Raw genomic sequence first — 24,846 nt, forward strand, 5'->3', positions numbered from 1 at the left:
TCGCAACGTCAACGTCCACCGCATCCCCGCCCCTCGTCATGACGACGGCCGACGCCCCTCTGAGTGGGACGGGATGGGTGAGAATGTGCCACCGGGTCGCGCGAATGCGCGCCCGATGACAGGTTCCGCGAAGCAATCCACGCCTCGGTCTGGCGCAGTATGGATTGCCTCGCTGCGCTCGCAATGACGGGGAGAGGACGGCGTCTAAATCAAGCCGTCATTCCGGGATGGTCCGAAGGACCAGACCTCTGGTGCGCGATTGCGCACCGGGGAATCTCGAGATTCCGGGTTCGCGCTGCGCGCGCCCCGGAATGACGCTTTACCCACGCGCAAAAAATCCGGGCGCGTCGTGCTGCGATATGTTAGAGGCTTGGCACAACCGAAGGGGATATTTTGATGGCTTCATCGCCGGACCTTGCGACGCTCAAGCTCGACGACTTCGCATCCCATCTCGATGCTGACTTCGAGATGCAGACGACCGGCGGCGTGTTGCCGCTGAAGCTGGTGAAGGCCGATCCGACTGGCGCGGGCGGAAGGGAAGGCGCGGCGTTCTCGCTGCTGTTCACAGCTCCTGCCGGCACGTCGCTGTCGCAGGCGATCTACCCGGTGACGCATCCTGCGCTCGGGGTGATGGAAATATTTCTGGTGCCGATCGGTCCGCTGCAAGGCGGCAGCGGTTATCAGGCGATATTTGCGTGAGGCGGGGATTCGTAGGGTGGGTTAGCCGAAGGCGTAACCCACCGCGGACGTGAGAACGAAGATGGTGGGTTACGCTTCGCTAACCCACCCGTACGCAGTACGCACCGCCGCAGTCTCCGCCCGCCACCGCATCAAGTCGTAGACGCCCTTGTCCTCCTCGGTCACAAAGCCGAGACGCCGGTAAAGCCGCATCGCCGGATTGAACTTCTCGACATGGATCGACACGTCCTTGCCGGCGGCGGCGGCCTCGTCCAGCAGGTCGCGCAGCAGGGCTTCGCCTAGCCCTTTGCCGCGATGTTCGGGGAGGAACGCAATGTCGATGATGCAATGCTGGCTCGGCCAGCGCTCGATGTAGAGACGGCCGATGTCTTCTCCGGCTCGCATCGCCACCAGCCGGTCGGCTTGGGGATGCTGACTCTGGTAATGCGTGTGCTGCGCATGGAACTGCATGTCGAGGAACGCCGCCTTTTCCGCCTCGCTCCACGGAAAAGCCGCGAGTTCGCTGGTGCGGGTCGAGGCATACAGCCGGGCGAGGAACGCCAGATCGGTGTCGGCGATGCGGCGAAAGCCGAGACCTGCGCCGGCTGCGCGCAACCAGCCGAACGAAACTGGCGAGATGTCGGCGGCCCGCAGGTTCATCCGCGCGGCGGGAAAACGCCCTGTAAGGCGATGATGTAGGTCAGCGTCAGATACGGCTGCATGTTGTTATGAGGATGCGAGCTGCCGGTAAGAGCCAGTGTCTGCGCATTCATCTGGACGAGATTGGCGATGTTGGACTGATAGATGGTGCCCGCCTTGGATCGCGAGAGGAATTCGGTAGGTGTGGGCTCCTTGAGCGTGGCGTTCTCGGTCGATCCCTGGATAAAATGGTTGTGGAGCGGCAAGTTCCCCTGCAACAGGGTTACCGTCTGGACGCCGCCGGGTTCGCCTAGATAGCGATCGCTCAGTCCGGTCCCTTGTCCCTGGCTGATGGCGCCTGAGCCCATCAGGTTGGGGAGCGCAAAGGTCGATTTGCCGTCGCCGCCGTAATAGGTCCCGAGTATCGAAAACAAGGCCGTGTTCTGCGAGATCGGCATGAGCTGGCCGTTGCACAACGCCCATCCTGTCGGCGCAAAGTCGCCGCCGAATATCCTGATCTCCGCAACGAACGGGTCTGACATGGATGGCCTCTAACTTTGCGTCGGAAAAATGCCGTACAGCGAAATGATGTAGCTGACGGTCAGGAAGGGCATCATGTTGTCGTGTGGATGGTTGGAGCCGGTGCCTTGGACGGCGGTGGCGACCAATTGAGGGCCCGCCACATCGATCACGAAGGGGCTGATGGTTGGCGAGGTCGCCAGCACATTGCCGCTCGGGCTTGGGTTCGTCGCGATCGCAGTCGAGGCCATGAACGCATGATTGTGGATCGGAATCTGTTGGGTAGTGAGCGTCACGGTTTCGACGCCGCCAGTTTCGCCGACGGCGTAGGATTGCACGATACCGGGTCCCTGTCCCTGATGGATCGGCAGGCGGCCCCGCAAATCGGGCAGGGCGAAAGTAGACTGGCCGTCTCCGCCATAGGTGGTGCCGATCAGGGTGAAGAGCGCGTCGTTCTCCGAGATCGCAATCAGGGATCCGTCGCAGAACGCCCAGCCGGCTGGTGCAAAGTTGCCGCCGAACATTCGAATTTCGCCGATATAGGGATTGCTCATGGGAAATCTCTAGTTTCGCGACGGGTAGATGCCCGTCAGGGAAATGATGAAATTGACCACGAGAAATGGCTGCCGGTTCTCGTGAGGCTGGCCACCGCCGACGTTCGATACGGTCGCGGGATGCAATGTCGTTGGAGAGGCGAGACCTCCATAGGGGATGCCGACCTCACGTGCGAGGATGTTGCCCTGCACCGTGTTCACGTTGCCCTGCGTGTCCGATGCGAGCAGTCCATGATTATGTGCGGCCATTTCGCCGGTAACCAGCGTGTGAAACTCCTCGCCGCTTTTCTGACCGATGACGAAGCCCGGGGCCTGATGAAGCCCGGTTCGCCCGCGCAGATCGGGGAGCGCGAAGGTGGTCCGTCCATCGCCGCCATAGAATGTCTGGAGTATCGAAAACAACGCCTGATTCTGATTGATCGGCAGAAGCTGTCCGTTGCAGAACGCCCAGTTCTTCGGCGCAAAATTCCAGGAAATAAGCTTGATTTCACCCAGGTAAGGTTGACCCACGCTCTCTCCCCTTGCTTCCAGTCAATCTACCTAAGGTATTAACCGATCCGATCTTCGCCGTCGAGATGAATCTGCGACGACGCGCGGGAGGGGCGCGGCCATTCATCCGTAATGGATGGCGCCGCATCAGCGCGATCCGGAGCACGCCATTGCGGCGTCAACGGGCACACGCCGTTTGCTGGCTCTAAACCAGCAAACCGACGTGGATTTGGGCGAGATGAACGCCCGAATGACCGTCGATCAGCACGTTCAGGGCATCGCCCGAATGCGCGCCGTCGATTTGCGCGACGCTCACCCAGTTGGCCGCGGCCGGCGGGCCGAAGGGGTCGTTCGCGTTCACCTGCAGCGTCGCGAACTGGCCGCTGCCATCCTCGACCGCGCGCACGATCATGCCGTCGCTGAAACCGGTCGCGTGGAATTGCGAGGTCAGCGCGGAGAAGTCGAACCGGTCGCCCTCGGCGTAGCTGTAATCCACGACATGCGTGACCGGCGGCGCCGTCGCCGCATGGACGTCGACATGCGCAAACACGAAATTGTCCGCGCCGCCGCCGCCGAACAGGAAGCCGCCACCCGTGCCGGCGTCGATGGTGTCGTTGCCGGGATTTGCGGCAGCTCCCGTTGACGCGGTGGGTGTCACCGGTCCGAGCGAGATCGTCGGCGTCAAGGTCGTGGTCGGGGCCAGCGCGACGTCGATCGTGTCGGGCAACCTGCGTTCGCCGGTATCGAGAACGACATTCATGAGGCCGGCGATGTCCGAATGCTCCAGGCCGATCACGTGACCGAGTTCGTGCTCGATCACCGTCAGCAGATCGATACGACCGGCGGCGCTCCCGCTGGTTGCCGTCAGCTGGTTCGGCGCAGTCGCGGTATCGAATTCGCTGTTATTGGCCGGCGTCGGATCGACGAACCAACCCCAGCCTGCGCCGTTGCTGTCGATCGTGATTCCATGCTCGTCGCTGTTGGCTAGGAAGCCGGAATTGGGCAGGTCCGCGATGCGGATCTGGGCATTCTGCATTTGCTCGATCTGCGCGGCTGACGCGCCGGCAGCGGCCCAATGGGCAATCGCAACCGCGAGCAGCGGCGCCAGCGCGTCCATCGTGAGGACGTCCGAACTGCCCGGACCCTGGCCGTTCAGCGCCATCTGCGGCGTCGGCGGCGGCGACGGCGGGGCGGGCTGGCTGAAGAACACGTTGGTGTCGACCCGCATCGTGTTGCCGGGTGCGCCGCTTGCGGTCAGGCCGTTGGCCGCAGCCAGCGCCGCGGCGCTGGCCTGGGTGACGTTGACGTGATCGGACCCTCCGGGCGCGCCGCCGACGCGCGCGGTGGTGTTGGCGCCGCTTGCGTTGGCGTTGGAGAACGTGTTGCCGCTGATATTCGCGTTAATCACGCTGAGGCCGGCGTTATTGAAATTATTCACGAAGAGGCCACGGTCATCGATGATGTCGCGGATGGTGTTGCCGGTCAGGGTGAGATTGAAGGTGCTCGCCGAGTTCTGGGCACCGACGCCGACCTGGGCGACGATGCCCTCGAACCCCAGGCCGCCGCCGCCGACGCTCTGAATGATGTTGTTGGTGACGCTCAGCGTCATGGTGCCGCTGGCGGCCTCGTCGTGGAGGTCGAGGCCGTTGCCGATCTGCGCGCCGGAACCTGCCACGCCCTGGGTGCCGATCGTGGTGTTTTGCAGGAAGCCGGTGACGGTGCCGGTGCCAAAATGGTTGATGGCAATGCCGACCGCGCGGTTATTCGTGACCGTGTTGTTGTTGACGTCGAAATTGAGGTTGCCGGCGAGCGCACTGCTGAGGGTGATGCCGGAATTGTTGGTATTGAAGGTGTTGAGGCCGCCGGCTGTGCCGTCGCCGATGTGGACGTTGAGCGTGCCGTCGTTGGACGAGCCCTGGAAGCCGGTCGCGGTGAAGGTCGACGGCGTCGACAGATTGCCGCTGAACGTATTGTGCGTGGCGTGAACCGTCGCGGTTGGCGTTCCCGCGACGCCGCCGGAGGCGAGGTTGACCACGAACTGACTGCCGGCGAACGTCGAGGCGCCGTTGTTGGAGAAGGTGCTATCGGTCACCACCAGATCCGCGAGCGTGCCGCCGGTGTTCTCGATGAAGACGTTGTGGACATAGGAATTGGTGACGTTGAGGTCGTCGAAGGTGGTGACGTGGCTGGCGTTGCCGGTCAGTTCGAACAGATAGATATTGCCTTCGCCATTGCCGGAAGTGCTGTCGCCGCTGCCTGAAATGTTGAGGTTGCTCAACACCAGGCCGTTGATTGTGTTGCCGTTGATGCCGTTGCCGTCGGCGCCGGTGATGTTCATGTTGCGCAGGGTGACGTCCTGCGTATTGGTCAGGCTGATGGCGTGGCCGGTAGTGTTCTGGATGGTGCCGCCGGTGCCGTCCGTCGTGCCGGTGCCGGTGACGACCAGATGTCCGCTGGTGCCGGTGGTGTTGAGTACGATGCCGTTGACCGCGCCGTTGGACGAGATGTCCTGGAAGGTGACGTTGCTTGCGCCGATCGTGGTGCTGGTGATGTTGAGCGCGGTGCCGGTGCTGCTGGTGAGGTGGTTGGTGCCGGTCACGTTGACCGTGCCGCCGCCGGTCGCCACGAAGGCGTTCGAGGCGCCGGTATCCAGCGTCATGCCGCCGGTGAAATTGATGGTGCCGCCGGTATTGCTGGTGAGCGAGATGCCGCCACCGGCATCGTTGCTGTCGGTGACGGCGCCGGAGAAGGCAATCGTACCGCCGGTGTGGCTGGCGACCGAAGCTGACAGGCCGGTGCCATTGCCGATCGCACCGCCATAACTGATGTTGCCGGTGCCGCCGTTGATGTCGAATTCCGCTGTGGTGTGGCCGGACAGCGTGCCAGTGGTGCCGGTGAAGGTACCGGTCAGCGCACCGCCGAGCTGAACGCCATAGGCGCCGCCGGATGAACTCAACGTGTCGATGGTGACGTTGAGCGCGCCGCCCTGGTCGATGTCGACCGCCTGGCCGGCGCCCGAAATCTGCATCTGGTCGATGGTCAGGCTGCCGACCGCGTTGCCGCCGCCGCCCTGGCCGTCGTCGAGGCCGGTGGTGCCCGTTGCGGTCGTGATGTTGATGCCGTGGATGGTGTTGTTCTGGGCGAGGTCGATGCCCTGGTCGCCGGCACTGGTGACATTGATGGTCGGTCGCGCGCCGCTGGCGGTTTCGATGACGATGGCCGGGCCGCCGAACGGATCGGTGAGCGAGAGCGGCTGGTCGTCGCCGAGCAGGGTCTGCCCGTCCTTCAGGTTGATGCCGGGGCCGGTATAGGTGCCGGCCTTGACGTAGATGTAGTCGTTGACGCCAGGTCCGCTGGACCCGTTGAATTCGGTGACGTCGGTGAATGGATTGGTCTGTGAACCGCGCGGCGCGGCCCCGTCGATGGCGCTTTGGTCGCCGTTGATGAACCAGACCTGCGGCGTGACGCCGACCTGGATGATGTCGGTGTCGGTGATGGCGCCGGGGATGCCGGTGTGGCCATGGTCGTTGGTGGCAATCGTCAGCGTCGTCAGCGATGAACCGGTGGCGCCGTCCGCCGCGGTGTAGACCACGCTGCCCGCGAGTGAAGCGTTGATCTCTGCGATCGAGCCGGTCAGCGTCACCGTACCGGTGCCGTTGCCGCCGATGGCCGCGCCGCCGCCGACGGCACCGATCGTCACCGCGCCGCCGCCGGCCGATGTCAGCGTCGTCGTGATGTCGGTGGCAACGCCGGCCTCATTGGCGTCGATATCAGATACCGACAGACCGGTGATGGTATGGGTGGATCCGGACATCACCGTGAAGGGACCCGGCACGCCGGTATTGACCGGCGCGTCATTGACCGCCGTTACGTTGATGGTCTCGACCGCCGCGGTCGCGTCGGTGAGGCCATGGCTGTCAGTCGCAGCCGCGTTGAACGTCACCGCGCCGTTGAAATTTGCGGCCGGGACGAAATACAACGTCGCGGCGTTGCCTGAGGCCGCCACGTCGGCGCCCTCGGTCACGACCGTGGTCAGGCCGGCGTCGCTGTAGAGCGTGCCCTGCGCGCCGCCCGGCAAACCGCTGATGTGGAACGACGCAACGGAGTCGCCGGAGTCCACGTCGGTGCCGGTGATCGTGATCGGAATATAGGCCGGCCCGGCCGGGTCTTCGTTGCCGGTCGCGATGATGGCGTTGGTATTGGGCGCCTCGTTGACGTCCTGGACGTGAACGGTGACGGCCTGATCGGTGTGCAGGTTCGGCGCGCCGTTGTCGGTGATGCGAACGATGACGTCATAGTTGTTGTCAGTGCCGATGTCGGTCGGGACCTCGAAGTTCGGTGCGGATTGGAAGGTGAGTACACCGGTGCCGGGGTCGATCGAGAACTTGCCCGCGTCGATGCCACCGGCGAGCGAGTAGGTCAGTGTCTGCGCCGGACTGTCCTGATCTGACGAGGTGACCGTGGCGACTGCGGTCTGGTTCTCGTTGACGTTGATCGAAGCGCTCGAGGTGATGACCGGTGCGTCGTTGACGTCGGTGACGGTGACGGTGATGGTCTGGTCGTCGGACGAGAGGCCGTCAAAGGCGCGGACGGTGACAACATAAGTGTTGTTGCCGCTGGTCGCGGTATCGGTCGGATTCTCGAAATCGGGCGCGGTGATGAAAGTGACAACGCCGGTGTTCGCATCGATCGCGAACTTGCCGCCGTCGTCACCGGGGACGATCGAATAGGTGACCGGCGAGGGGCCGGCATCCGGGTCGGTGGCGTGGACGGTGGTTACAGCCGTGGTGTTCTCCGCGACCGATTTGGCGAAGACGGCGCCGCCGCCGTCGGAGTCGATGGCCGGCGCCAGGTTGGTGACGACATTGACCGTGAATGTCTGCTGGCTGTGCAGCGTGCCGTCGCTGGAATCGACGGTAATGTCATAGCTGGGATCGGCGAGGAGGATCTTACTCGGATCGGCGACGGTGACGACGCCGGTCGCGGCATTGACCGTGAAGCCGCCATTCGAGGTGTCGCCGACCAGCGAGTAGGTGACGGCCGGGCCGTTGACATCGGTGGCTGATGCGGTGACGCCGACCGTGGCACCGGCTGCAGAACCGACGACGACCTGGTTGGCGGCGCCGTTGCTGTCGACAGGCGTCGAGGGCGCGATGTCGGATACGGCGATGACGAAGGCCTGCGAAGAGGCCAGCGTGCCGTCGCTGGCCTGCACTGTGACGGTATAGCTGGCGCCCGAGGTTTCGAAATCGATCCTGGTGAAATCGGCGACGGTGACGACACCGGTCGCCGCATTGACGGTGAAGCCGCCGAGGGAGGTATCGCCGGTCAACGTGTAAGTCACGCCCGGGCCGTTGACGTCGGTCGAAGACGCGGTGACGCCGACGGTCGAGCCGTTGGCGGCGCCCTCGGCGACGGTGTTGGCTGCGGCATCGCCGTCGACGGGCGTCGAAGGCGCCGCGTCGGTGACGGCGATGGTGTAGGACTGCTGGCTGAATAATCCGCCGCTGTCGGTGGCCCGCGCCACGATCGTATAGCTGTTGCCCGGCGCGCTCTCGAAGTCGATGGCGCTGGAGTTGGCGACGGTGACGACGCCGGTGGCGGCATCGATGGTGAAACGGCCGCCGGCGCTGTCGGCGAGGCTATAAACTACGCCGGGTCCATTGATATCTGTCGAGGAAGCGGTGATGCCGACGGTTGAACCATTGGCAGCGCCTTCGATCACCGAGTTGGCGCCGGCATTGGTGTCGACCGGGATCGATGGTGCGATATTGGTCACGCCGATGGTGAAGGTCTGCGAACTGGTGAGGGTGCCGTCGCTGGCTTGCGCGGTGACGGTGTAGCTGCCGCCGGACGTTTCAAAATCGATCCTGCTCGAATCGGCGACGGTGACGATGCCGGTCGCGGCGTCGATGGTGAAGCCGCCGCCGGACGTATCGCCGGTCAGCGAATAGGTCACGGCTCCGCCATTGATGTCGCTCGAGGCGGCGGTGATGCCGACGACGGTGCCGTTCGCGACACCCTCCAGCACCGTGTTGGCCGCTGCATCGCTGTCGGTCGGGGCCGCGGGTGCGACATCCGTCACGCCGATCATGAAGGTTTGCGCCATATTCAGTGCGCCGTTAGACGCCTGCACGACGACGAAATAGGCGTGACCGGCCGCAGTCTCGAAATCGATCTTGGTGCCGTCGGCGACGGTGACGATTCCGGTCGTGGCGTCGATGGTGAAGCCGCCGCCGGACGTGTCGCCGATCAGCGAATAGGTCGTCGCCGGGCCGTTCGGGTCAACAGCGAACGCGGTGAGGCCGACGGTCGAACCGTTGGCGGCGCCCTCCGCGACGCTGTTGGCGGCGCCGTTGCCGTCGACCGGCGTCGCCAGCGCGACGTCGGTCACGTTGATGGCAAAGTTCTGCGAACTCGACAGCGTACCGTCGCTCGCCACCACGGTGACGTTGAGGACATGCCCGGGCGCAGTGCTTTCGAAATCGATCTTGGTGGGATCGGCGACCGACACCACGCCTGTGGCCGCATCGATCTTGAAGGCGCCGTTGGCGCTATTACTCAGGCTGTAGGTGACGCCCGGGCCGTTGATGTCGGTAGAGGAGGCGGTGATGCCGACCAGCGTGTTGGCGGCGGCGCCTTCCGCCACGGTGTTGGCGCCGGCATTGCTGTCGACCGGGGTCGAGGGCGCGATGTCTGACACGTTGATGGTGAAGCTCTGCGACGACGTGGAGAAACCGTCGAACGAATTCACCGTGATGGTGTAGGCGTGGCCCGCCGCGGTCTCGAAGTTGATCTTGGCGGGGTTGGCGACCGTCACCACGCCGGTGGCCGCGTCGATCTTGAAGCCGCCGCCGGAACTGTCCGACGCCAGCGTGTAGGTAATGGTCTGACCTTCGGCGTCCGTCGAGCGGGCGGTCACGCCGACCAGCGTGTTGACGGCGGCGCCTTCGACGACGCTGTTGGCTGCGGCGTTGACGTCGGTCGCGGTCGCTGGCGGCGTATTGGATGTCGGCGGCGCTGGTCCGGGACCAGGGATAATGACGGGGCCACCGGGCGGTGTGCCGGGGCCGGGCGGGGGCGGCGGTGGGTTTACGACGGGAGGCGTAACGCCTGTCCCAGGCGGCAGCAGCAAACCGGGGGGCAAATCGTTCGCCATTATTCGTACTCCCAACGCAAGTTTCTTGTCCGCGTCACGCAGCCAATCGCGCGGCTAGCGCGATGCGTGAACACGTCGAATGTTTTGATGGATGGTGTGCGCGATGTTGCAGCAGCCCGGTCCGCCCGATGAACGGAGGACTGCAAACGCAATTCGGGGAGACCTGTTACCAGCGACAGAAATCTCGCTCGTCACTCCGAAATGCCTCACTCACTAACGCCGCAACGAAAAGGGGGTAATCAATGTTCAATAAATGCGGCTGGATAAAAATTAAGACTTTAGCAACCATGATCGTAGCCGAGCGCACAACCTGGAGTCAATGTTCTCGGATTATTAACCATATGGGCGTGGGCCGTAACGTCGACGCGGAGGCGCTGCCGGTCGTCCGCTTCTCCTAGATGGAACTTTGGGCGACGCGGCCGACGACAATTGTGTGATGTCACGTTTTCGTCATGTTCGGCGCGGTGGCCGCGATGGCGCAATCCGGCGATTTTCCTTCAGGCCAGCACTTTTGACCCATTCGTGCCAGCCCAGTACCCGCACCGGCGCAAGGCGTGATCGTCCGCCATGCATAACGATTGTGCTTGATCCCATCGCCTTCTTGAACAGACTGGGAACCAGTCACATCTGTGACCTCCGCCGGGGAGCGGCAGCCGCCTCCATCGATCGAGATGTCGGGAAGTGCCAGGGGAGATGGAGCAGATGGAATTGAGCGCGACTGAAAAACGGGATTGTCCGGTTCAACCGGAAGGCCGTCACGTCTTCTTCCCTTCGCTTCGCAGCCTCTCGCCGCTGATCCTGGTGTCCGCGCTGGCGCTGTCCGGATGTGGTGACAAGCCCCCGCAGCCAGCCGCGGCCGCGGCGCCGCCGGTTACGGTCGCGCAGCCGGTGAAGCGCACCGTCACGGATTGGGACGAATTCACCGGGCGGTTCGAGGCGGTCCAGGAAGTCCAGGTTCGCGCCCGCGTAGGCGGCTTCGTGAACAGCGTCGAGTTCCGCGACGGCGCCTTCGTCAAGGCTGGCGATCTTCTCTATGTAATCGATGCCCGCCCCTTTGAAGCGGTCGCAGACCAAGCCGACGGCCAGCTTTCCGATGCGCGCGCCAAGGGCGAACTCGCCAAACGCGAACTCGATCGCGCCTTGACCTTGAACCTGACCCAGGCGGTCTCCGATTCCATCGTCGATCAGCGCCGCCAGACCCTGCAGGCGGCACGTGCGGCCGAGATGCAGGCCGAAGGCGCGCTCAAGGCAGCCAGGCTCAACATCGAATTCGCCCATGTGATGGCGCCGATCGCGGGCCGCGTCAGCCGTCATCTCGTGACCCCCGGCAATCTGGTGCAGGGCAGCGATGGCGCCTCGACCCTGCTCACCTCGATCGTCTCGCTCGATCCGATCTACATCTATTTCGACGTGGACGAGACGACCTATTTGAGGAACAACCGCCTGTGGTTTGAGGGCCGGCGGCCGAGTTCGCGTGATACGCCGAACCCGGTGCAGGTGACGCTGACCGGGGAGACCAAGCCGTCGCATGACGGCAAGATGGATTTCATCGATAACCGCCTCGACGTCTCGACCGGTACGTTGCGCAGCCGCGCCGTGATTCCGAACAAGGACATGTCGATCCTGCCCGGGCAGTTCGGCCGCGTGCGGCTGATCGGCAGTGCGCCGTATGAAGCGCTGCTGCTGCCGGATACCGCGATCGCCACCGATCAATCGCGAAAAATCGTTTTCGTCGTCAAGGACGACAATACCGTCGAGGCGAAGCCGGTAACCCTCGGCCCGCTCGACGAAGGCCTGCGCGTAATCCGCGAAGGCCTCAAGGCCGAAGATCGCGTGATCGTCGCCGGCCTGCAGCGCGCCCGCGTCGGCGCGAAAGTCACGCCGAATCCCGCTCCCACTCCAGCGCCTGCCGGTGACAAGAAATGAACCTCGGCCGGCTCTCCATCAATCAGCCCATCCTGGCGATGGTGCTGTCGATCGTGCTGCTGATTATCGGCGCGATCGCCTACACCACGCTGCCGGTGTCGGAATATCCGCAAGTGGTGCCGCCGACCGTGGTGGTCACCACGCAATATCCCGGCGCGACCGCGCAGACCGTCTCCGATACGGTCGCAGCCCCCATCGAGCAGGAGATCAACGGCGTCGAGGACATGCTGTATCTCTACAGCCAGGCCACCTCGAGCGGGCAGTTGACGATCACGGTGACGTTCAAGCTCGGTACTGATCTGGACAAGGCCCAGGTGCTGGTCCAGAACCGCGTCGCCATCGCCCAGCCGCGGTTGCCGGAAGAGGTGCAGCGCAACGGCGTCGTCACCCGCAAGAACAGCCCCGACATCCTGATGGTCGTGTTCATGCTGTCGCCCGACGACAGCTTCGACCAGCTCTATATCAGCAACTATGCGCTGCTGCAGGTGCGCGATCAGTTGCTTCGCGTCGACGGCATCGGCGACATCCAGATGTTCGGCGCGCGCGACTACTCGATGCGGCTGTGGCTCGATCCGGACCGGATCGCCACGCTCGGCATGACCGCCGGCGAAGTGCTGGCGGCGATCCGTGCGCAGAACCTGCAGATCACGGGCGGGCAGATCGCGGAGCCGCCGATCGCCGACCGGGCTTTCCAGCCCAATCTCACCTTCACCGGCCGGCTGAAGGATATCAAGCAATTCGAGGACATCGTCGTCAGATCCGGCTCCGACGGCCGCACGGTGCGATTGCGCGACGTGGCAAGGGTCGAACTGGGGGCCTTGTCCTATACGACCAACAGCTTCCTGCTGCGGAAATCGGCCGTCGCACTGCTGGTGACCCAGCGACCCGGCTCGAATGCGCTCGCTACCGCCAAGAACATCTCCGATACGATGACGAAGCTGAAGGCCGACTTTCCCAAGGGCCTCGACTACAATATCGGCTACAATCCGACCGAGTTCATCGCGCAATCCGTCAGCGAGCTGATCAAGACGATCTACGAGGCGATGATCCTCGTCGTCATCGTGGTGCTGGTGTTCCTGCAGGGCTGGCGTCCGGCGATCATTCCCATCATCGCGATTCCGGTGTCGCTGGTCGGCACCTTCGCCGTGATGGCGGCGCTGGGATTCTCGATCAACAACCTCACTTTGTTCGGGCTTGTGCTCGCGGTCGGCATCGTGGTCGATGACGCGATCGTCGTGGTCGAAAACGTCGAGCGGCATCTCGAACACGGCATGAGCCGGCGCGACGCGGCACTGAAGACGATGGAAGAGGTGGGTGCAGCCCTGGTCTCGATCGCGCTGGTGCTGTGCGCGGTGTTCGTGCCGACCGCGTTCCTCGGCGGCATTTCCGGGCAGTTCTTCCAGCAATTCGCCGTCACCATCGCGGTGGCAACCGCGATCTCCTGTTTCTGCTCGCTGACACTGTCGCCCGCGCTGGCCTCGTTGATCCTGGTACCGCACGCGGAAAAGAAGCCGCCGGCCAGTTGGAATTTCATCGGGCGCGGCTGGGACGCCTTCACCGGGGTGTTCAATCGCACCTTCGACCGGCTGGCGCATGGTTACGCCAGCGCGGCCAATTTCGTGATCCGGCATTCGGCCGTCATGCTGCTGCTGTATGCCGCGCTGATCGGCAGCGCCGGATGGCTGCTTTACACCACGCCGCAAGGCTTCATTCCGGCGCAGGATCGCGGCTACATCATCGTATCCGTGCAATTGCCGGGCGCGGCGTCGCTGGCGCGTACCACCGAAGTGGTCCGGGAGATCGAAAAGATCGCGCTCGATACGCCGGGCATCATCAGGGTAGCTGCGTTCGCCGGCTTCTCGGGGGCGACCCGAACGCAGGCGGGCAATGCCGCGGCCCTGTTCCCGGTGTTCGAGGATCCGGAACATCGGATCAAGAAGGGATTGACCGCGGCTGTCATCACCAACGATTTGCGCAAGCGGCTCGCTGCGATCGAAGACGCCTTCATCATCGTGATTCCGCCGCCCGCGGTGCCGGGCATCGGCACCGGTGGTGGTTTCGCCATGCGCGTTCAGGATCGCCAGGGCCGCGGACCGGAAATGCTTGCCGCTGCGACCGACGAGCTGGTTGGCGCGGCGCGCAAGGCGCCCGGCCTGACCTCGGTGTTTTCGCCGTTCACCGCCAACACGCCGCAGGTGTTCGTCGACATCGACCGGGTCAAGGCGCAGAAACTTGGCGTGCCGATTTCGAGCGTCACCGAGGCCATCCAGTCCTATTTCGGTTCGATCTACGTCAACGACTTCAACCTGTTCGGCCGCACCTATCACGTCACGGCGCAGGCCGATCTGCCGTTCCGGAAGGAAACCTCCGATCTGGCGCGGCTGCGCACCCGCAACGCCGCCGGCGACATGGTGATGCTCGGCAGCGTCGTGGATTTCAAGGACATCTCAGGGCCGGACCGCGTCGCGCGCTATAATCTCTATCCGGCGTCGGAGCTGCAGGGCGACACGCTGCCGGGCACCAGTTCGGCGACCGCCATCGACACCATGAAGAAGCTGGCGGAAGAGACGCTGCCGAGCGGCTTCGCCTATGAATGGACCGACCTGTCCTATCAGCAGGTCACCGGCGGCAATGCGGGTCTCTACGTGTTCCCGATCTGCGTGCTGTTCGTGTTCCTGGTGCTGGCGGCGCAATATGGCAGCTGGAGCTTGCCGTTCGCGGTGATCCTGATCGTGCCGATGTGCCTGCTCGCCGCCACCATCGGCGTGCGGATCATGGGGCAGGACGTCAACATCCTGACCCAGATCGGCTTCGTGGTGCTGGTGGGGCTGGCGGCGAAAAACGCGATCCTGATCGTCGAGTTCGCGCGCGACATCGAGCTTGAAGGCAAGCCGCGGCTGGAGGCGGTGATCGAAGCCTGCCGGTTGCGGCTGCGGCCGATCCTGATGACGTCGTTCGCCTTCATTCTCGGTGTGCTGCCGCTGGTGATCTCGTCCGGCTCGGGATCGGAAATGCGCCAGGCGGTCGGCGTCGCGGTGTTCTTCGGCATGATCGGCGTTACGGTATTCGGCCTGATCTTCACGCCGATCTTCTACATGATCGTTCGTGGGCTGGCAGATCCGAAGAAGCCGAAGGATGTCGCCGCGGTGTGATCGCGGGTGAGCTTGTTGCTCCATGGTCATTCCGGGATGCGCCACTTGGCGCAGGCCCGGAATCCATTCATCTACGAAACTTGCCGCCTAATGGATTCCGGGTTCGCGCTTCGCGCGCCCCGGAATGACGGAGGGAGAGATCGGATCGCCGACCAGCCCAAGACTATTGGCTGACTTGAATAGCTGGGCCGCCGCAGGGTTATAGAATATTACTGCCCTGAAATTTCCAAAACCAAGAACTGCCGGGAGACAGATATGAAATCGGGTTTGTTGATAGCCGTAGCATTGAGCGGCCTTTTGCTCGCCGCACCGGCGGCGGCGCAGGGCGTCAAGATCGGCATCCTGAACGATCAGTCCGGGGTCTATGCCGATTACGGCGGCAAATGGTCGTTCGAGGCCGCCAAGATGGCGATCGAGGATTTCGGCGGCGAGGTGCTCGGCCACAAGATCGAGATCGTCTCCGCCGACCACCAGAACAAGCCCGATCTCGGCACTGCGATCGCGCGGCGCTGGTATGAGGTCGAGAACGTCGACATGATCACGGAGCTGACGACCTCCTCGGTCGCGCTCGCGATTCATGATCTGTCGAAGCAGATGAAGAAGATCGACATCGTCGTCGGTGCGGCCACCTCGCGGCTCACCGGCGACGCCTGCCAGCCTTACGGGTTCCACTGGGCCTACGACACCCACGCGCTGGCGGTCGGCACCGGCGGCGCGCTGGTGCAATCCGGCGGCGACAGCTGGTTCTTCCTGACCGCCGACTACGCGTTCGGCCATGCGCTGGAAAAAGACACCGGCGACCTCGTCAAGGAAATGGGCGGCAAGGTGCTGGGCGCGGTCCGCATTCCCCTGAACTCGTCGGATTTTTCGTCGTTCCTGCTGCAGGCGCAAAGTTCGAAGGCGAAAATCATCGGGCTCGCCAATGCCGGTCTCGACACCACCAACTCGATCAAGCAGGCGGCCGAATTCGGCATCGTCAGGGGCGGACAGAAGCTGGCCGGCCTGTTGCTGACGCTCGCCGAAGTCCACGGCCTCGGACTGGAAGCGGCGCAAGGCCTGGTACTGACGGAAGGCTATTACTGGGATCGCGACGACAGGAGCCGCGACCTCGCCAACCGTTTCTTCAAGCGCACCGGCCGGATGCCGAACATGATCCAGGCCGGCACTTACTCCGCGACGCTGCAATATCTGAAAGCGGTCAAGGCGGCCGGCACCAAGGACACCGAGGCCGTCGCCAAGAAGCTGAAGGAACTGCCGGTCGACGATCTCTTCGCGCAAGGCAAGGTGCTCGAGAACGGCCGCATGGTGCACGACCTCTATCTGTTCGAGGTCAAGAAGCCGTCGGAGTCGAAGAAGCCGTGGGACTATTACAAGCAGCTCGCCGTGGTGCCCGGCGACAAGGCGTTTCCGAGCGCCAAGGATTCGGGCTGCCCGCTGACGAAGTGAGGCACGTCTCTCACCATCGTCGTCCCGGCGAACGCCGGGACGACGTGGGGAGGGAGTTGCGCGGTGCTCACCATTGTACGATCCGCCACACGATCGCGCCCGACGCGCCGACCCAGAGCACGATCGCAGCTAACGCCTGGATGCCAAAGCCGCGGCCGCGCTTGGCGGCGGCCTGCGAATAGCCGAACATGTAGAGGAGGCGGCCGGCGATCCAGACCAGGCCGAGCCCTGCCGCGAAGGGGTCGCTGATATAGACCGCAAACAGCCATAGCGACGGCAGGAAGATCGGCATCCATTCCAGTGTGTTCATCTGCACGCGAAACACGCGCTCGAAATCCGGATGGCCTGACGTCGCCGGTACCTTCACGCCGAACGCGCTGCGCGCTTTCGAGACCTGAATCGAGGTGAAGAAGTAGAACAGGATGGCAAGGCAGGTGACGAGAGCGGTGAAGTGGTACATTGGCGAGTGATTCCTCTTTGCGAACGGTCCTGGCCGTGATTCCGGGATCGTGCGTTAGCACCAGACCACAGGTGCGCAATTGCGCACCGGGGAATCTCGAGATTCTCAGATGTGCAATAGCACATCGTAGTTCGATGCTTCGCATCGCCCCGGAATGACGTTTCAGTACCCCGTCATTTCCAGATAGCCTAATCCGGTGTGACTCCCGCCAAAGCTGATCGGGCCTTCCCAATAAGGAAAATTCGTTCCCATCCAGCTCTTCGCATTGAGCGGCGTGCAGTCGATCGTGACGGCGAGTTTGGGAATGGCGATGCGCCATGAGGTCGGGATCTTGCGGTTCGCTATCTCCGTGTAAGCCTGCGGCGTGAAGCTGATATCTGCTGAAGCGAGCGGCTCAGTGTTGCCGTCGCGGGCGACCCATTTGCCCGAGCCGTAATGCTGGCCGTCGGTCTGGCGCATCCGGTACAGCATCAGCTTTTCGCCGGTCTTGAAATGCAGCGACAGCCAGTCCCAGCCGCTCTGGTCGGAGGCCAGCGGCTGGCTGCTCCATTCGCGGTCGAGCCAGGCCTGTCCGGTGACATCGACAGTTTTGTCGTCGATGGTGATGCTGCCTTTCGCCGAGAAGTGCGGCTGGCTGTAGTAATAGGAGGCCTGTTCGCGCAGCGATTTGCGACTGTAGCCGGCCTCGCCCTGCAGCACCAGCGGCCGGTCGGCATCGAGGCGCAGCGCATAGTTGAAATCGGCGCCTGAGGCCTTGAGTTCGAGCGGCGCCATGTTTGCCGGATTGACGGCGCCAAGCCCGCGCATTTCCCAGGAATCGATCCAGGCGAGAAATGGATCGGCGTCAGCGCCAGCCTGACCGACGCCGCCGCGGGCAAAGGTCTCGCTGGTGCGATGGGTGTCGGCGCGCGTCACCGCGGCATGGCCCATCCAGAGCTGCTGATTGGTCCAGCCTTCCTGTTGCATGCCCGGCTTTGTTGCCTGCCGGAACAGGGTCCACTGCGCGCCATAAGGGACACCGTTGGCATCGGCGAGATTCGCCGTGACGTACCACCACTCGATCCGAAATTCCGGATGCGGGCCATGATCGGCGGGAAATGAAAATGCCCGGCCGGGGATGACGGCGGCATAACCACTGGCGCTTTCGCCTAAGCCGGCAAAGCCCTGCGCCAACACCTTGCTGCCGAGCGAGGCGATCAACAAGCCGCCGGCAAAACTGCGGCGGGATATCAGGCCGCTAGCGCTCATTGGCAAAGATCCTGATCAGGCTGGCCGGCTGCATCCGCGCCAGTCGCATGACCGGAAGCGCTGCCGCACAAAAGGCCGCCGCCATCGCGACGCCGACCAGCCACAGCAATTGCGCCGGGAAGACGTGGAACGGCAGCCGCCAGCCAAAGGCCTTTACGTTCACGATCGCGAGCAGGCACCATGCCACCAGGAGGCCCAGCGGCAGTGCGAACAGCGCGGTGATCAACGCGACCGACATCGTCTTGAGAAGCTCGATCGCGGCCAGCCTGCGCCGTGTGATGCCGATCGCCCATAACGGGGCCAGTTGCGGCAGCCGCGAATTGCTCAGCGTCAGCAGGCTGGTGAGGAGCGCGATACCGGCGACGCCGAGCGTGAAGGCGTTGAGCGCCGCGGTCACCGAGAAGGTGCGGTTGAAGATGCGTTTCGATTCCGCCTTCATCGTCGCCTGATCGGCGACGTTGCGATCGTCGAGCCCGAATTTTTCCTGCAAAGCCGTGATCAGCGCTGGAATCTGGCCGGGCGCGACGCGCAGGCCCATCCGCGTCAGCGGGACCTCCGGAAAGCGCCGCGTCAGCGCGGCGTAGTTGACCGCGATCTGGCTCTTCGGATTGCCGTAGTCGGCATAGATGCCGACGATTTCCAGCGTCCAGTTGCCGCCCGATGCCGGAATGTCGATGCGATCGCCAATCGACAATTTCAGGCGCCGCGCCAATTGTTCGCTGACGAGGCAGGTGGTGCCGGGCCGAAGTCTGGTCCAGGCGTTCGGCGCCGACTCCAGCAGCGGCCAGCTGTCGCGATAGGTGGTGTGATCGGGCAGGCCCAGCACTTCGAGTGGCGCGCCTGCCAATTGCGTGTCGGCGCGGCCGCCTGGCAGGATCGCTTCGACCTCGGGCCGTTCGCGCAGCCACGTCCTGATCTCGGTCGCCTGCGCATTGCTTGATGCGTTGACATAGACATCCGCCGCCAGCCTTCCGTCGAGCCAGACCAGGAACGTGCGGTTGAAACTGCCGACCATGGTGCCGACGCCGACATTGACCGCGAGCGCGAGCAGCAGCGCCATCAGAGCCAGCGACAATCCCGAGAGCTGCTGGCGGCTGTCGGCCCAGAACCAGGTGCTGAGCGGGCCGCGCGCATGCCGCTGGCCGAACGCGAGCACGATTTCCAACAGCATCGGCAGGATCAGCGCCGCGCCGAGCAGCAGGGCCGCGAGTACGGCAAAGCCCGACACCAGGGAATCGCCGAACAACAGAAACGCGCCGGCAGCGGCGAATACGCTGAGCGCCACCGCGCTCTGGAACATCAGCCAGCGGCGCTGCGCCTGTTGCCACGCATAGGGCTGCGCGGTGGCGAGCAGCGGCAAACGAATCGCCTTGGTCAGGCTGGTCGCCGCGGCCGCGAGCGCGCCCAGAATACTGATGGCGATGCCCGCGAACCACCATTCGCCCTTCAGTGTCAACTGTCCCGGAATCTGCGCGCCGTATAGCCCGCGCAGGGATGCGGCGACGTCGGGCAGCAGTGTCGCGGCGATCAGATAGCCGCAGACGAGCCCGATCAGGCCTGCGAAGAGCGCCAGCGACACCAGTTCGATCACCATCACGCTGTTCAACATCCGCGCCGACACGCCGCAGGCGCGCAGCGTGCGCAAGGTCGGCAGGCGCTGTTCGAAGGCAAGCCCGATGGCGGAATTGACGATGAACAGGCCGACGAAGAACGACAGCAGTCCGAATGCGGTGAGGTTGAGATGGAAACTGTCGGTGAGCCGTTCGAGATCGCTTTCGGCATCCGGCGCAACCAGACGCAATTTGTCGCCGACGACATTTTCCAACGGCGCAGGTTTGCCCGTGGCCTTGCCGATCAGCAGGCGGGACAATTGATCCGGCGTTTTCAAAAGAGTTTGCGCGATGCCGATGTCGACCACCAGTACGCCGGGGACCAGCTGCGCCTGCACGCGCAGCGGCGGTAATGCCAAGCCGCCATTGGTGACAGCTGTAGCGCCCTCGGTGAGCTTGAGATCGGAAAGCGTTTCCGGCGCCACCAGCATTTGGCCGGGCGGCGTCATGAAGGCTTGCAGATTGGCGGTTTCGACCCCGGGCGCGCTGCCGACCTCGCGCGGCAACGTCACAGGCTCGATGCCGAGCAGGCGGAACGAGCGTCCACCGATCTGGATGCGGCCTTCGAGTGCCGGCGATACCGGCCAGCCGGCGCGGCGCAGGTCGACGAAGAGCTGTTGCGGGAAGGTTGGCGCATCGCGGCCGACCAACATCGCCGTTCGCGTGCCGCCGAATGTGGCGGCGGCGCGGTCATAGGACGTGCGCGCCTGCTGGTTGAGCGCCTGCACGCCGCTCCATAGCGCGGTCGCCGAAATCAGGCCGATCAGCAAGGTCGCGAGCTGCATCGGATGGCGCCGCCAATGGCTCAGCAATACGGCGAGCGTCCAGAGCGCGCGCCTCACGCGATCACCCCGGCGTGCAGATTGACCTGGCGGTCCAGCGTGGCGGCGAGCCGCGCGCTGTGCGTCACCATCAGGAAGCCGCAGCCGCTGCGCGCCACGAGGTCGCGGGCCAGCGCCAGCACTTCGTCGGCGGTGGCTTCATCGAGATTGCCGGTCGGCTCGTCCGCGAGCAACAGCAGCGGCTTTGTCGCCAGCGCGCGGCCGATCGCGACCCGCTGCTGCTGACCGCCGGACAATTGCTCGGGATAGCGCTTGAGGAGATTCGTCAGGCCCAGCCGCTCCACCAACTCGTGATGCCAGGCATCATCGTGGCGTCCGGCGATGCGCGACTGGAACACCAGATTGTCCTCGACGGTGAGGCTCGGGATCAGGTTGAATTGCTGGAACACCAGCCCGAGGCGATCACGGCGCAGTTCGGCGCGGCCGGCATCCGTGAGCTCGGAGACCAACGCGTTGTCGAGCCTGATCGCGCCGCCATCGGCGGCATCGAGGCCGGCGATCAGGTGCAACAGCGTGCTCTTGCCGCTGCCGGATTCACCTGTCAGCGCGACGCTCTCGCCGGCCGCGACGGACAGGTTGACGCCGCGCAGCACCGCGACCTCCTCGCCGGCGGCGCGGTAGCTCTTGGTCAGGCCGTTCACGGTGAGCACGATTGATTCGCCGTTGCTCATGCGCTGATCACGCGAGCTTCCGGCGCGTGGGGAAAGCCGGCGTGGCCAAAATGTCGATGCGGCGATGGATCGAATTGACCATGAATTCCCCTGGCGTGATGCCCTGCAACATATCAGGACCGCGATATCAGATCACGGCCTCAATATCAGGGGCGACGGGATCGTGATTCGGTTGTAACGGTGCGCATCAGGCGGCGCAAAGTTGCAGGGCACGTTTCCGGTCAAAATGCGTAGTTGCCTTGCCGGCGAGGCCATGGCTAGCATCGCATGCCGAAGTCACTGAATCGGCAGCGATAAACTTGGGGTAGCAGCCATGACCGAACATGTGACGCCCAAGGGCGCCTGGAAAATCACATTTCTGCTGTTTCTGTTCATGCTGGTCAATTTTGCCGACAAGATCGTGGTCGGCCTCGCCGGCGTGCCGATCATGACCGAGTTGAAGCTCGACGCGGAGCAGTTCGGCACACTCGGCTCCTCGTTCTTCCTGCTGTTTTCGATCTCGGCGATCGTCGTCGGCTTCATCGTCAATAGCGTCCAGACCCGCTGGGTTCTGCTGGCGATGGCGGTGATCTGGTCGGTGGCGCAATTCCCGATGGTCGGTACCGTCAGCTTCACCACGCTCTTGATCTGCCGCATCATTCTCGGCGCCGGCGAGGGCCCGGCGTTCGCGGTAGCGGTGCATGCGATCTACAAATGGTTTCCGGACGAGAAGCGCACCCTGCCGACCGCGATCCTGTCGCAGGGTTCCGCCTTCGGCGTGATCCTCGCGGTGCCCGCGCTGAACTGGATCATCGTCAATCACAGCTGGCATTATGCGTTCGGCGCGCTCGGCGTGGTCGGCCTGATGTGGGTGGTGGCGTGGCTGATCATGGGCAAGGAAGGCCCGCTGGTGCAGACGGTAACGATGGCCGCCAACGATCCGCGCGTTCCCTATTTTCAGCTCCTGACCTCGCGCACCTTCATCGGCTGCTGTGCCGCGACCTTCGGGGCGTATTGGGCGCTGTCGCTCGGCCTCACCTGGTTCACGCCCTTCATCGTGCAGGGGCTCGGCTTCTCGCAAAAGGATGCGGGTTGGGTTTCGGTGCTGCCCTGGGTGTTCGGCGCGGTGATCGTGCTGCTCACAGGCTGGATTTCGCAGGTGATGCTGACGCGGGGCTTTACCACCCGCGGCGCGCGCGGCGTGCTGGGATCGGTGCCGCTGATCATCGGCGGCCTGATTCTCGCGATGATGCCCTATTCCGCGCCGGGCGGAATGATGGTTGCGCTGCTCGTGGTCGGTACCGGGTTGAGCGGCTCGATCTATGTGGTCTGTCCGCCGATGCTCGGCGAGTTCACGCCGGTGCAGCAGCGCGGCGCCGTGATCGCGATCTACGGCGCGATCTACACGCTGGCGGGCATTATCGCTCCCCTGGTGATGGGAAGCGTCATCAAGCACGCGGCAACGCCGCTCGACGGCTATCTGACCGGCTTCACCATCAACGCGGTCGTTATGGTGTCGTCGGGACTGCTCGGCCTGCTGCTGCTGTGGCCTAACAGCGAGCGGGCGCGGCTGCTGGCTCAGGCCGCACAACCGAAGTTCGCGTGAGCCAATGGCCCGCTACAAGCTGCATTGCATCGGCGCCTCGGGCAATTCCTACAAGCTGGCGCTGTACATGAACTGCGCCGGCCTCGACTGGGAGCCGGTCGGGGTCGATTTCGCGGGCGGTGCGACCAGCGATCCGAACTGGCGCGCCGGCACCAATGCGATGGGCGAGGTGCCCGTGCTCGAAGTCGACGGGCAGTTGATGTCGCAATCGGGTGCGATCCTGGTCTGGCTTGCGGAAACCACCGGCCATTTCGCGCCCGCCGCCGACGAGCGATACGAAGCCTTGCGCTGGATCATGTTCGACAATCACAAGTTCACCAACAACCATGCAATGCACCGGTTTCAGCGATCTTTCATGCCGGAGCCGGTGCATCCGGCGATCCTTTCGTTCCTGCGCGCGCGGACCGAGTCGAGTTTTGCAATCGCCGACAAACACCTCAGGGATCGCGCCTTCATGCTGGGCGACCGGCCGACCATCGTGGATTTCTCGCTGGCCGGGTATGTTTTTTATCCGCCGGAAGAGACCGGCTTCGACATCGCAGCGGATTATCCCGCACTTGATGCCTGGCGGAAGCGCCTTGCCGCGCTGCCGGGATGGAAGCCGCCCTACGAGCTGATGCCGGTGGGATCGGATCTGCGGTTGACGATGAACCGGCCGGCATAGCGGGCGTTGGGAGACGGCCATGGGGATCAGAGCTTTTACCGGTGCACCCTTGGCGGCGCTTGCGCTCGCGCTGTTGTGCGCGCTGCCGATGGCCATCGGTTTCACGGGCAACGCGATGGCGCAGGGTGCGCTCACGAAGACGCAATCGGACGCGCTCAATGCGTACAATGATTCGGTGAAGAACTTCGAGGCGATCCTGGGACAGCGGCGCGCGCAGATCAATGCGAAGCAGCCGCTGCCGAACCTGCCGGGACAGGCGCTCTATCTGGCGCGCAACAAAATGCTGAGCGCCTACAAGGATCTCACCGACGTGCTGCCGTCCAAAATCGGTGGGCCCAACAAATACGAAATCCCGCCGGCCTATTTCAACGTGGCTACCGAGCCGCTGCTCGACGAGTACCGGAAGCTTTTCGATGTGATGCAGGCGCCGCCCGCCAACGCGCAAAAATCAGATACCCCGTTCAAGGACGTCGTCGATCTGGGAACGGCGATTGCGCGCGCCAAAGGCCTCGATGCTGTCAATGCCGAGGCGGCAGGCCGGATCAGCCTTGGGCTGTTCTTTGCCGAGACCAATGGCGATCAAACCATCGGCAATGCGCGCTCGAACAAATACAAGGGCAGCCTGCAAACCGGCACATCGGAAGATCTGAACGGCCGCAGGAAGTGGGCGGCGATAAAACCGTCGATCGCAGCTTTCGATCCTGCGCTGATCCAGCGCGACGACAAAGAGGAGGCGCGGGCCGGCAATATGGATCACCGGTTCAACCACTGGACCTCGGTGCGGGATGCCCTGATGAACGCGCATGCGGAAGTTTTTCCGCAGGTGCCGGCAATCGTGAAAACGCTGCCGGATCCGATCGATCAGATGAAGCTGTTCGAGCTGATCCAGATTATTCCCGCGCCGACCAAATCCGCGCTTAAGTCGGGCAATTTACTCAACTACCGGATTTCCGATCCTGTCATCATGGGATTCTTGCGGAACAACAGCGTTTTCACCTTTGGACAGGCCGACAGGGCGCGGACGTCTGCAACCATGCGCGAAATCCTCGATGCGATGTGGCTGTTCAATGCCAAATTCGAACAGGCGCTTGCCAGGTTCAAGGAGATCAAGGCGGGGCAAAAGGTTTGAAGCCGGCCGGTGGAACCTTGCAACCGGTAACTCATGGTTCATACTCCCGGCCGATGCTGTCCGATGCGGTCATGA

16 protein-coding genes are annotated in these 24,846 nt (G+C 63.7%); 7 read left to right on the forward strand and 9 right to left on the reverse strand.

From position 1 onward, the window contains the following. The first annotated feature begins 396 nt into the window (after positions 1-396). Positions 397-699 carry a DUF6916 family protein gene (locus tag JQ597_RS24155; protein ID WP_249148141.1) on the forward strand — a complete coding sequence of 101 codons (303 nt, stop codon included), beginning with the start codon at positions 397-399 and terminating at the stop codon, positions 697-699. Between the two features lie 69 nt (positions 700-768). On the opposite strand, the gene JQ597_RS24160 is transcribed toward JQ597_RS24155, so the two are convergent. From JQ597_RS24160 to JQ597_RS24180, 5 genes are all read right to left on the reverse strand, one after another. After that, positions 769-1,338 carry a GNAT family N-acetyltransferase gene (locus tag JQ597_RS24160; protein ID WP_212267299.1) on the reverse strand — a complete coding sequence of 190 codons (570 nt, stop codon included), beginning with the start codon at positions 1,336-1,338 and terminating at the stop codon, positions 769-771. After that, positions 1,335-1,859: a phage tail protein gene (locus JQ597_RS24165; RefSeq protein WP_212267300.1), complete on the reverse strand. Its 525-nt coding sequence runs from the start codon at positions 1,857-1,859 to the stop codon at positions 1,335-1,337. The genes JQ597_RS24160 and JQ597_RS24165 overlap by 4 nt, the downstream gene beginning before the upstream one ends. Before the next feature lie 9 nt (positions 1,860-1,868). Continuing rightward, entirely contained in the window at positions 1,869-2,390 is a 522-nt protein-coding gene (locus tag JQ597_RS24170; protein ID WP_212267301.1) for a phage tail protein, read from the reverse strand. Positions 2,391-2,399: 9 nt separating this feature from the next. After that, on the reverse strand, positions 2,400-2,900 hold the full coding sequence (locus JQ597_RS24175) for a phage tail protein (RefSeq protein WP_212267302.1): 501 nt from the start codon (positions 2,898-2,900) through the stop codon (positions 2,400-2,402). Between the two features lie 184 nt (positions 2,901-3,084). Next, entirely contained in the window at positions 3,085-10,038 is a 6,954-nt protein-coding gene (locus tag JQ597_RS24180; RefSeq protein ID WP_212267303.1) for a cadherin repeat domain-containing protein, read from the reverse strand. A 702-nt stretch (positions 10,039-10,740) separates the two neighbouring features. Between JQ597_RS24180 and JQ597_RS24185 the strand changes: the two genes are divergently transcribed. The 3 genes from JQ597_RS24185 (at position 10,741) to JQ597_RS24195 (ending at position 16,562) form a co-directional block, all read left to right on the forward strand. Further along, positions 10,741-11,964 (forward strand): efflux RND transporter periplasmic adaptor subunit, encoded by a 1,224-nt coding sequence (locus JQ597_RS24185; RefSeq protein ID WP_212267306.1) that lies wholly within the window; start codon positions 10,741-10,743, stop codon positions 11,962-11,964. Further along, the gene (locus JQ597_RS24190) at positions 11,961-15,116 is read left to right on the forward strand and encodes an efflux RND transporter permease subunit (protein WP_212267309.1); all 3,156 of its coding nucleotides are present in this window, start codon (positions 11,961-11,963) and stop codon (positions 15,114-15,116) included. The genes JQ597_RS24185 and JQ597_RS24190 overlap by 4 nt, the downstream gene beginning before the upstream one ends. A 255-nt stretch (positions 15,117-15,371) precedes the next feature. Continuing rightward, on the forward strand, positions 15,372-16,562 hold the full coding sequence (locus JQ597_RS24195) for an ABC transporter substrate-binding protein (protein WP_212267312.1): 1,191 nt from the start codon (positions 15,372-15,374) through the stop codon (positions 16,560-16,562). Between the two features lie 67 nt (positions 16,563-16,629). Here the strand turns inward: JQ597_RS24195 and JQ597_RS24200 are convergent, their stop codons facing one another. From JQ597_RS24200 to JQ597_RS24215, 4 genes are all read right to left on the reverse strand, one after another. Next, positions 16,630-17,022 carry an MAPEG family protein gene (locus JQ597_RS24200; protein WP_212267315.1) on the reverse strand — a complete coding sequence of 131 codons (393 nt, stop codon included), beginning with the start codon at positions 17,020-17,022 and terminating at the stop codon, positions 16,630-16,632. Positions 17,023-17,184: 162 nt separating this feature from the next. Continuing rightward, complete coding sequence (locus JQ597_RS24205; protein ID WP_212267317.1) at positions 17,185-18,270, reverse strand: lipocalin-like domain-containing protein; 1,086 nt, start codon at positions 18,268-18,270, stop codon at positions 17,185-17,187. Continuing rightward, positions 18,260-20,722 (reverse strand): ABC transporter permease, encoded by a 2,463-nt coding sequence (locus tag JQ597_RS24210; protein ID WP_212267319.1) that lies wholly within the window; start codon positions 20,720-20,722, stop codon positions 18,260-18,262. Before JQ597_RS24210 ends, JQ597_RS24205 begins: the two co-directional genes overlap by 11 nt. Continuing rightward, positions 20,719-21,393: an ABC transporter ATP-binding protein gene (locus JQ597_RS24215; RefSeq protein WP_212267321.1), complete on the reverse strand. Its 675-nt coding sequence runs from the start codon at positions 21,391-21,393 to the stop codon at positions 20,719-20,721. Before JQ597_RS24215 ends, JQ597_RS24210 begins: the two co-directional genes overlap by 4 nt. A 313-nt stretch (positions 21,394-21,706) precedes the next feature. Between JQ597_RS24215 and JQ597_RS24220 the strand changes: the two genes are divergently transcribed. The 3 genes from JQ597_RS24220 to JQ597_RS24230 are packed head-to-tail and all read left to right on the forward strand — an operon-like array spanning position 21,707 to position 24,771. After that, a complete protein-coding gene (locus JQ597_RS24220; RefSeq protein WP_212267323.1) occupies positions 21,707-22,978 on the forward strand; it encodes an MFS transporter in 1,272 nt (423 codons plus the stop codon). A gap of 4 nt (positions 22,979-22,982) precedes the next feature. Further along, positions 22,983-23,642, forward strand: coding sequence for a glutathione S-transferase family protein (locus tag JQ597_RS24225; protein WP_212267325.1), 660 nt, complete (start codon positions 22,983-22,985; stop codon positions 23,640-23,642). A gap of 19 nt (positions 23,643-23,661) precedes the next feature. Beyond that, positions 23,662-24,771 (forward strand): hypothetical protein, encoded by a 1,110-nt coding sequence (locus JQ597_RS24230; RefSeq protein ID WP_212267327.1) that lies wholly within the window; start codon positions 23,662-23,664, stop codon positions 24,769-24,771. Positions 24,772-24,846 lie beyond the last annotated feature (75 nt).

It is taken from the genome of Bradyrhizobium sp. AUGA SZCCT0177, from assembly GCF_018130125.1.
In the GTDB taxonomy this organism is placed as follows: Bacteria; Pseudomonadota; Alphaproteobacteria; order Rhizobiales; family Xanthobacteraceae; genus Bradyrhizobium.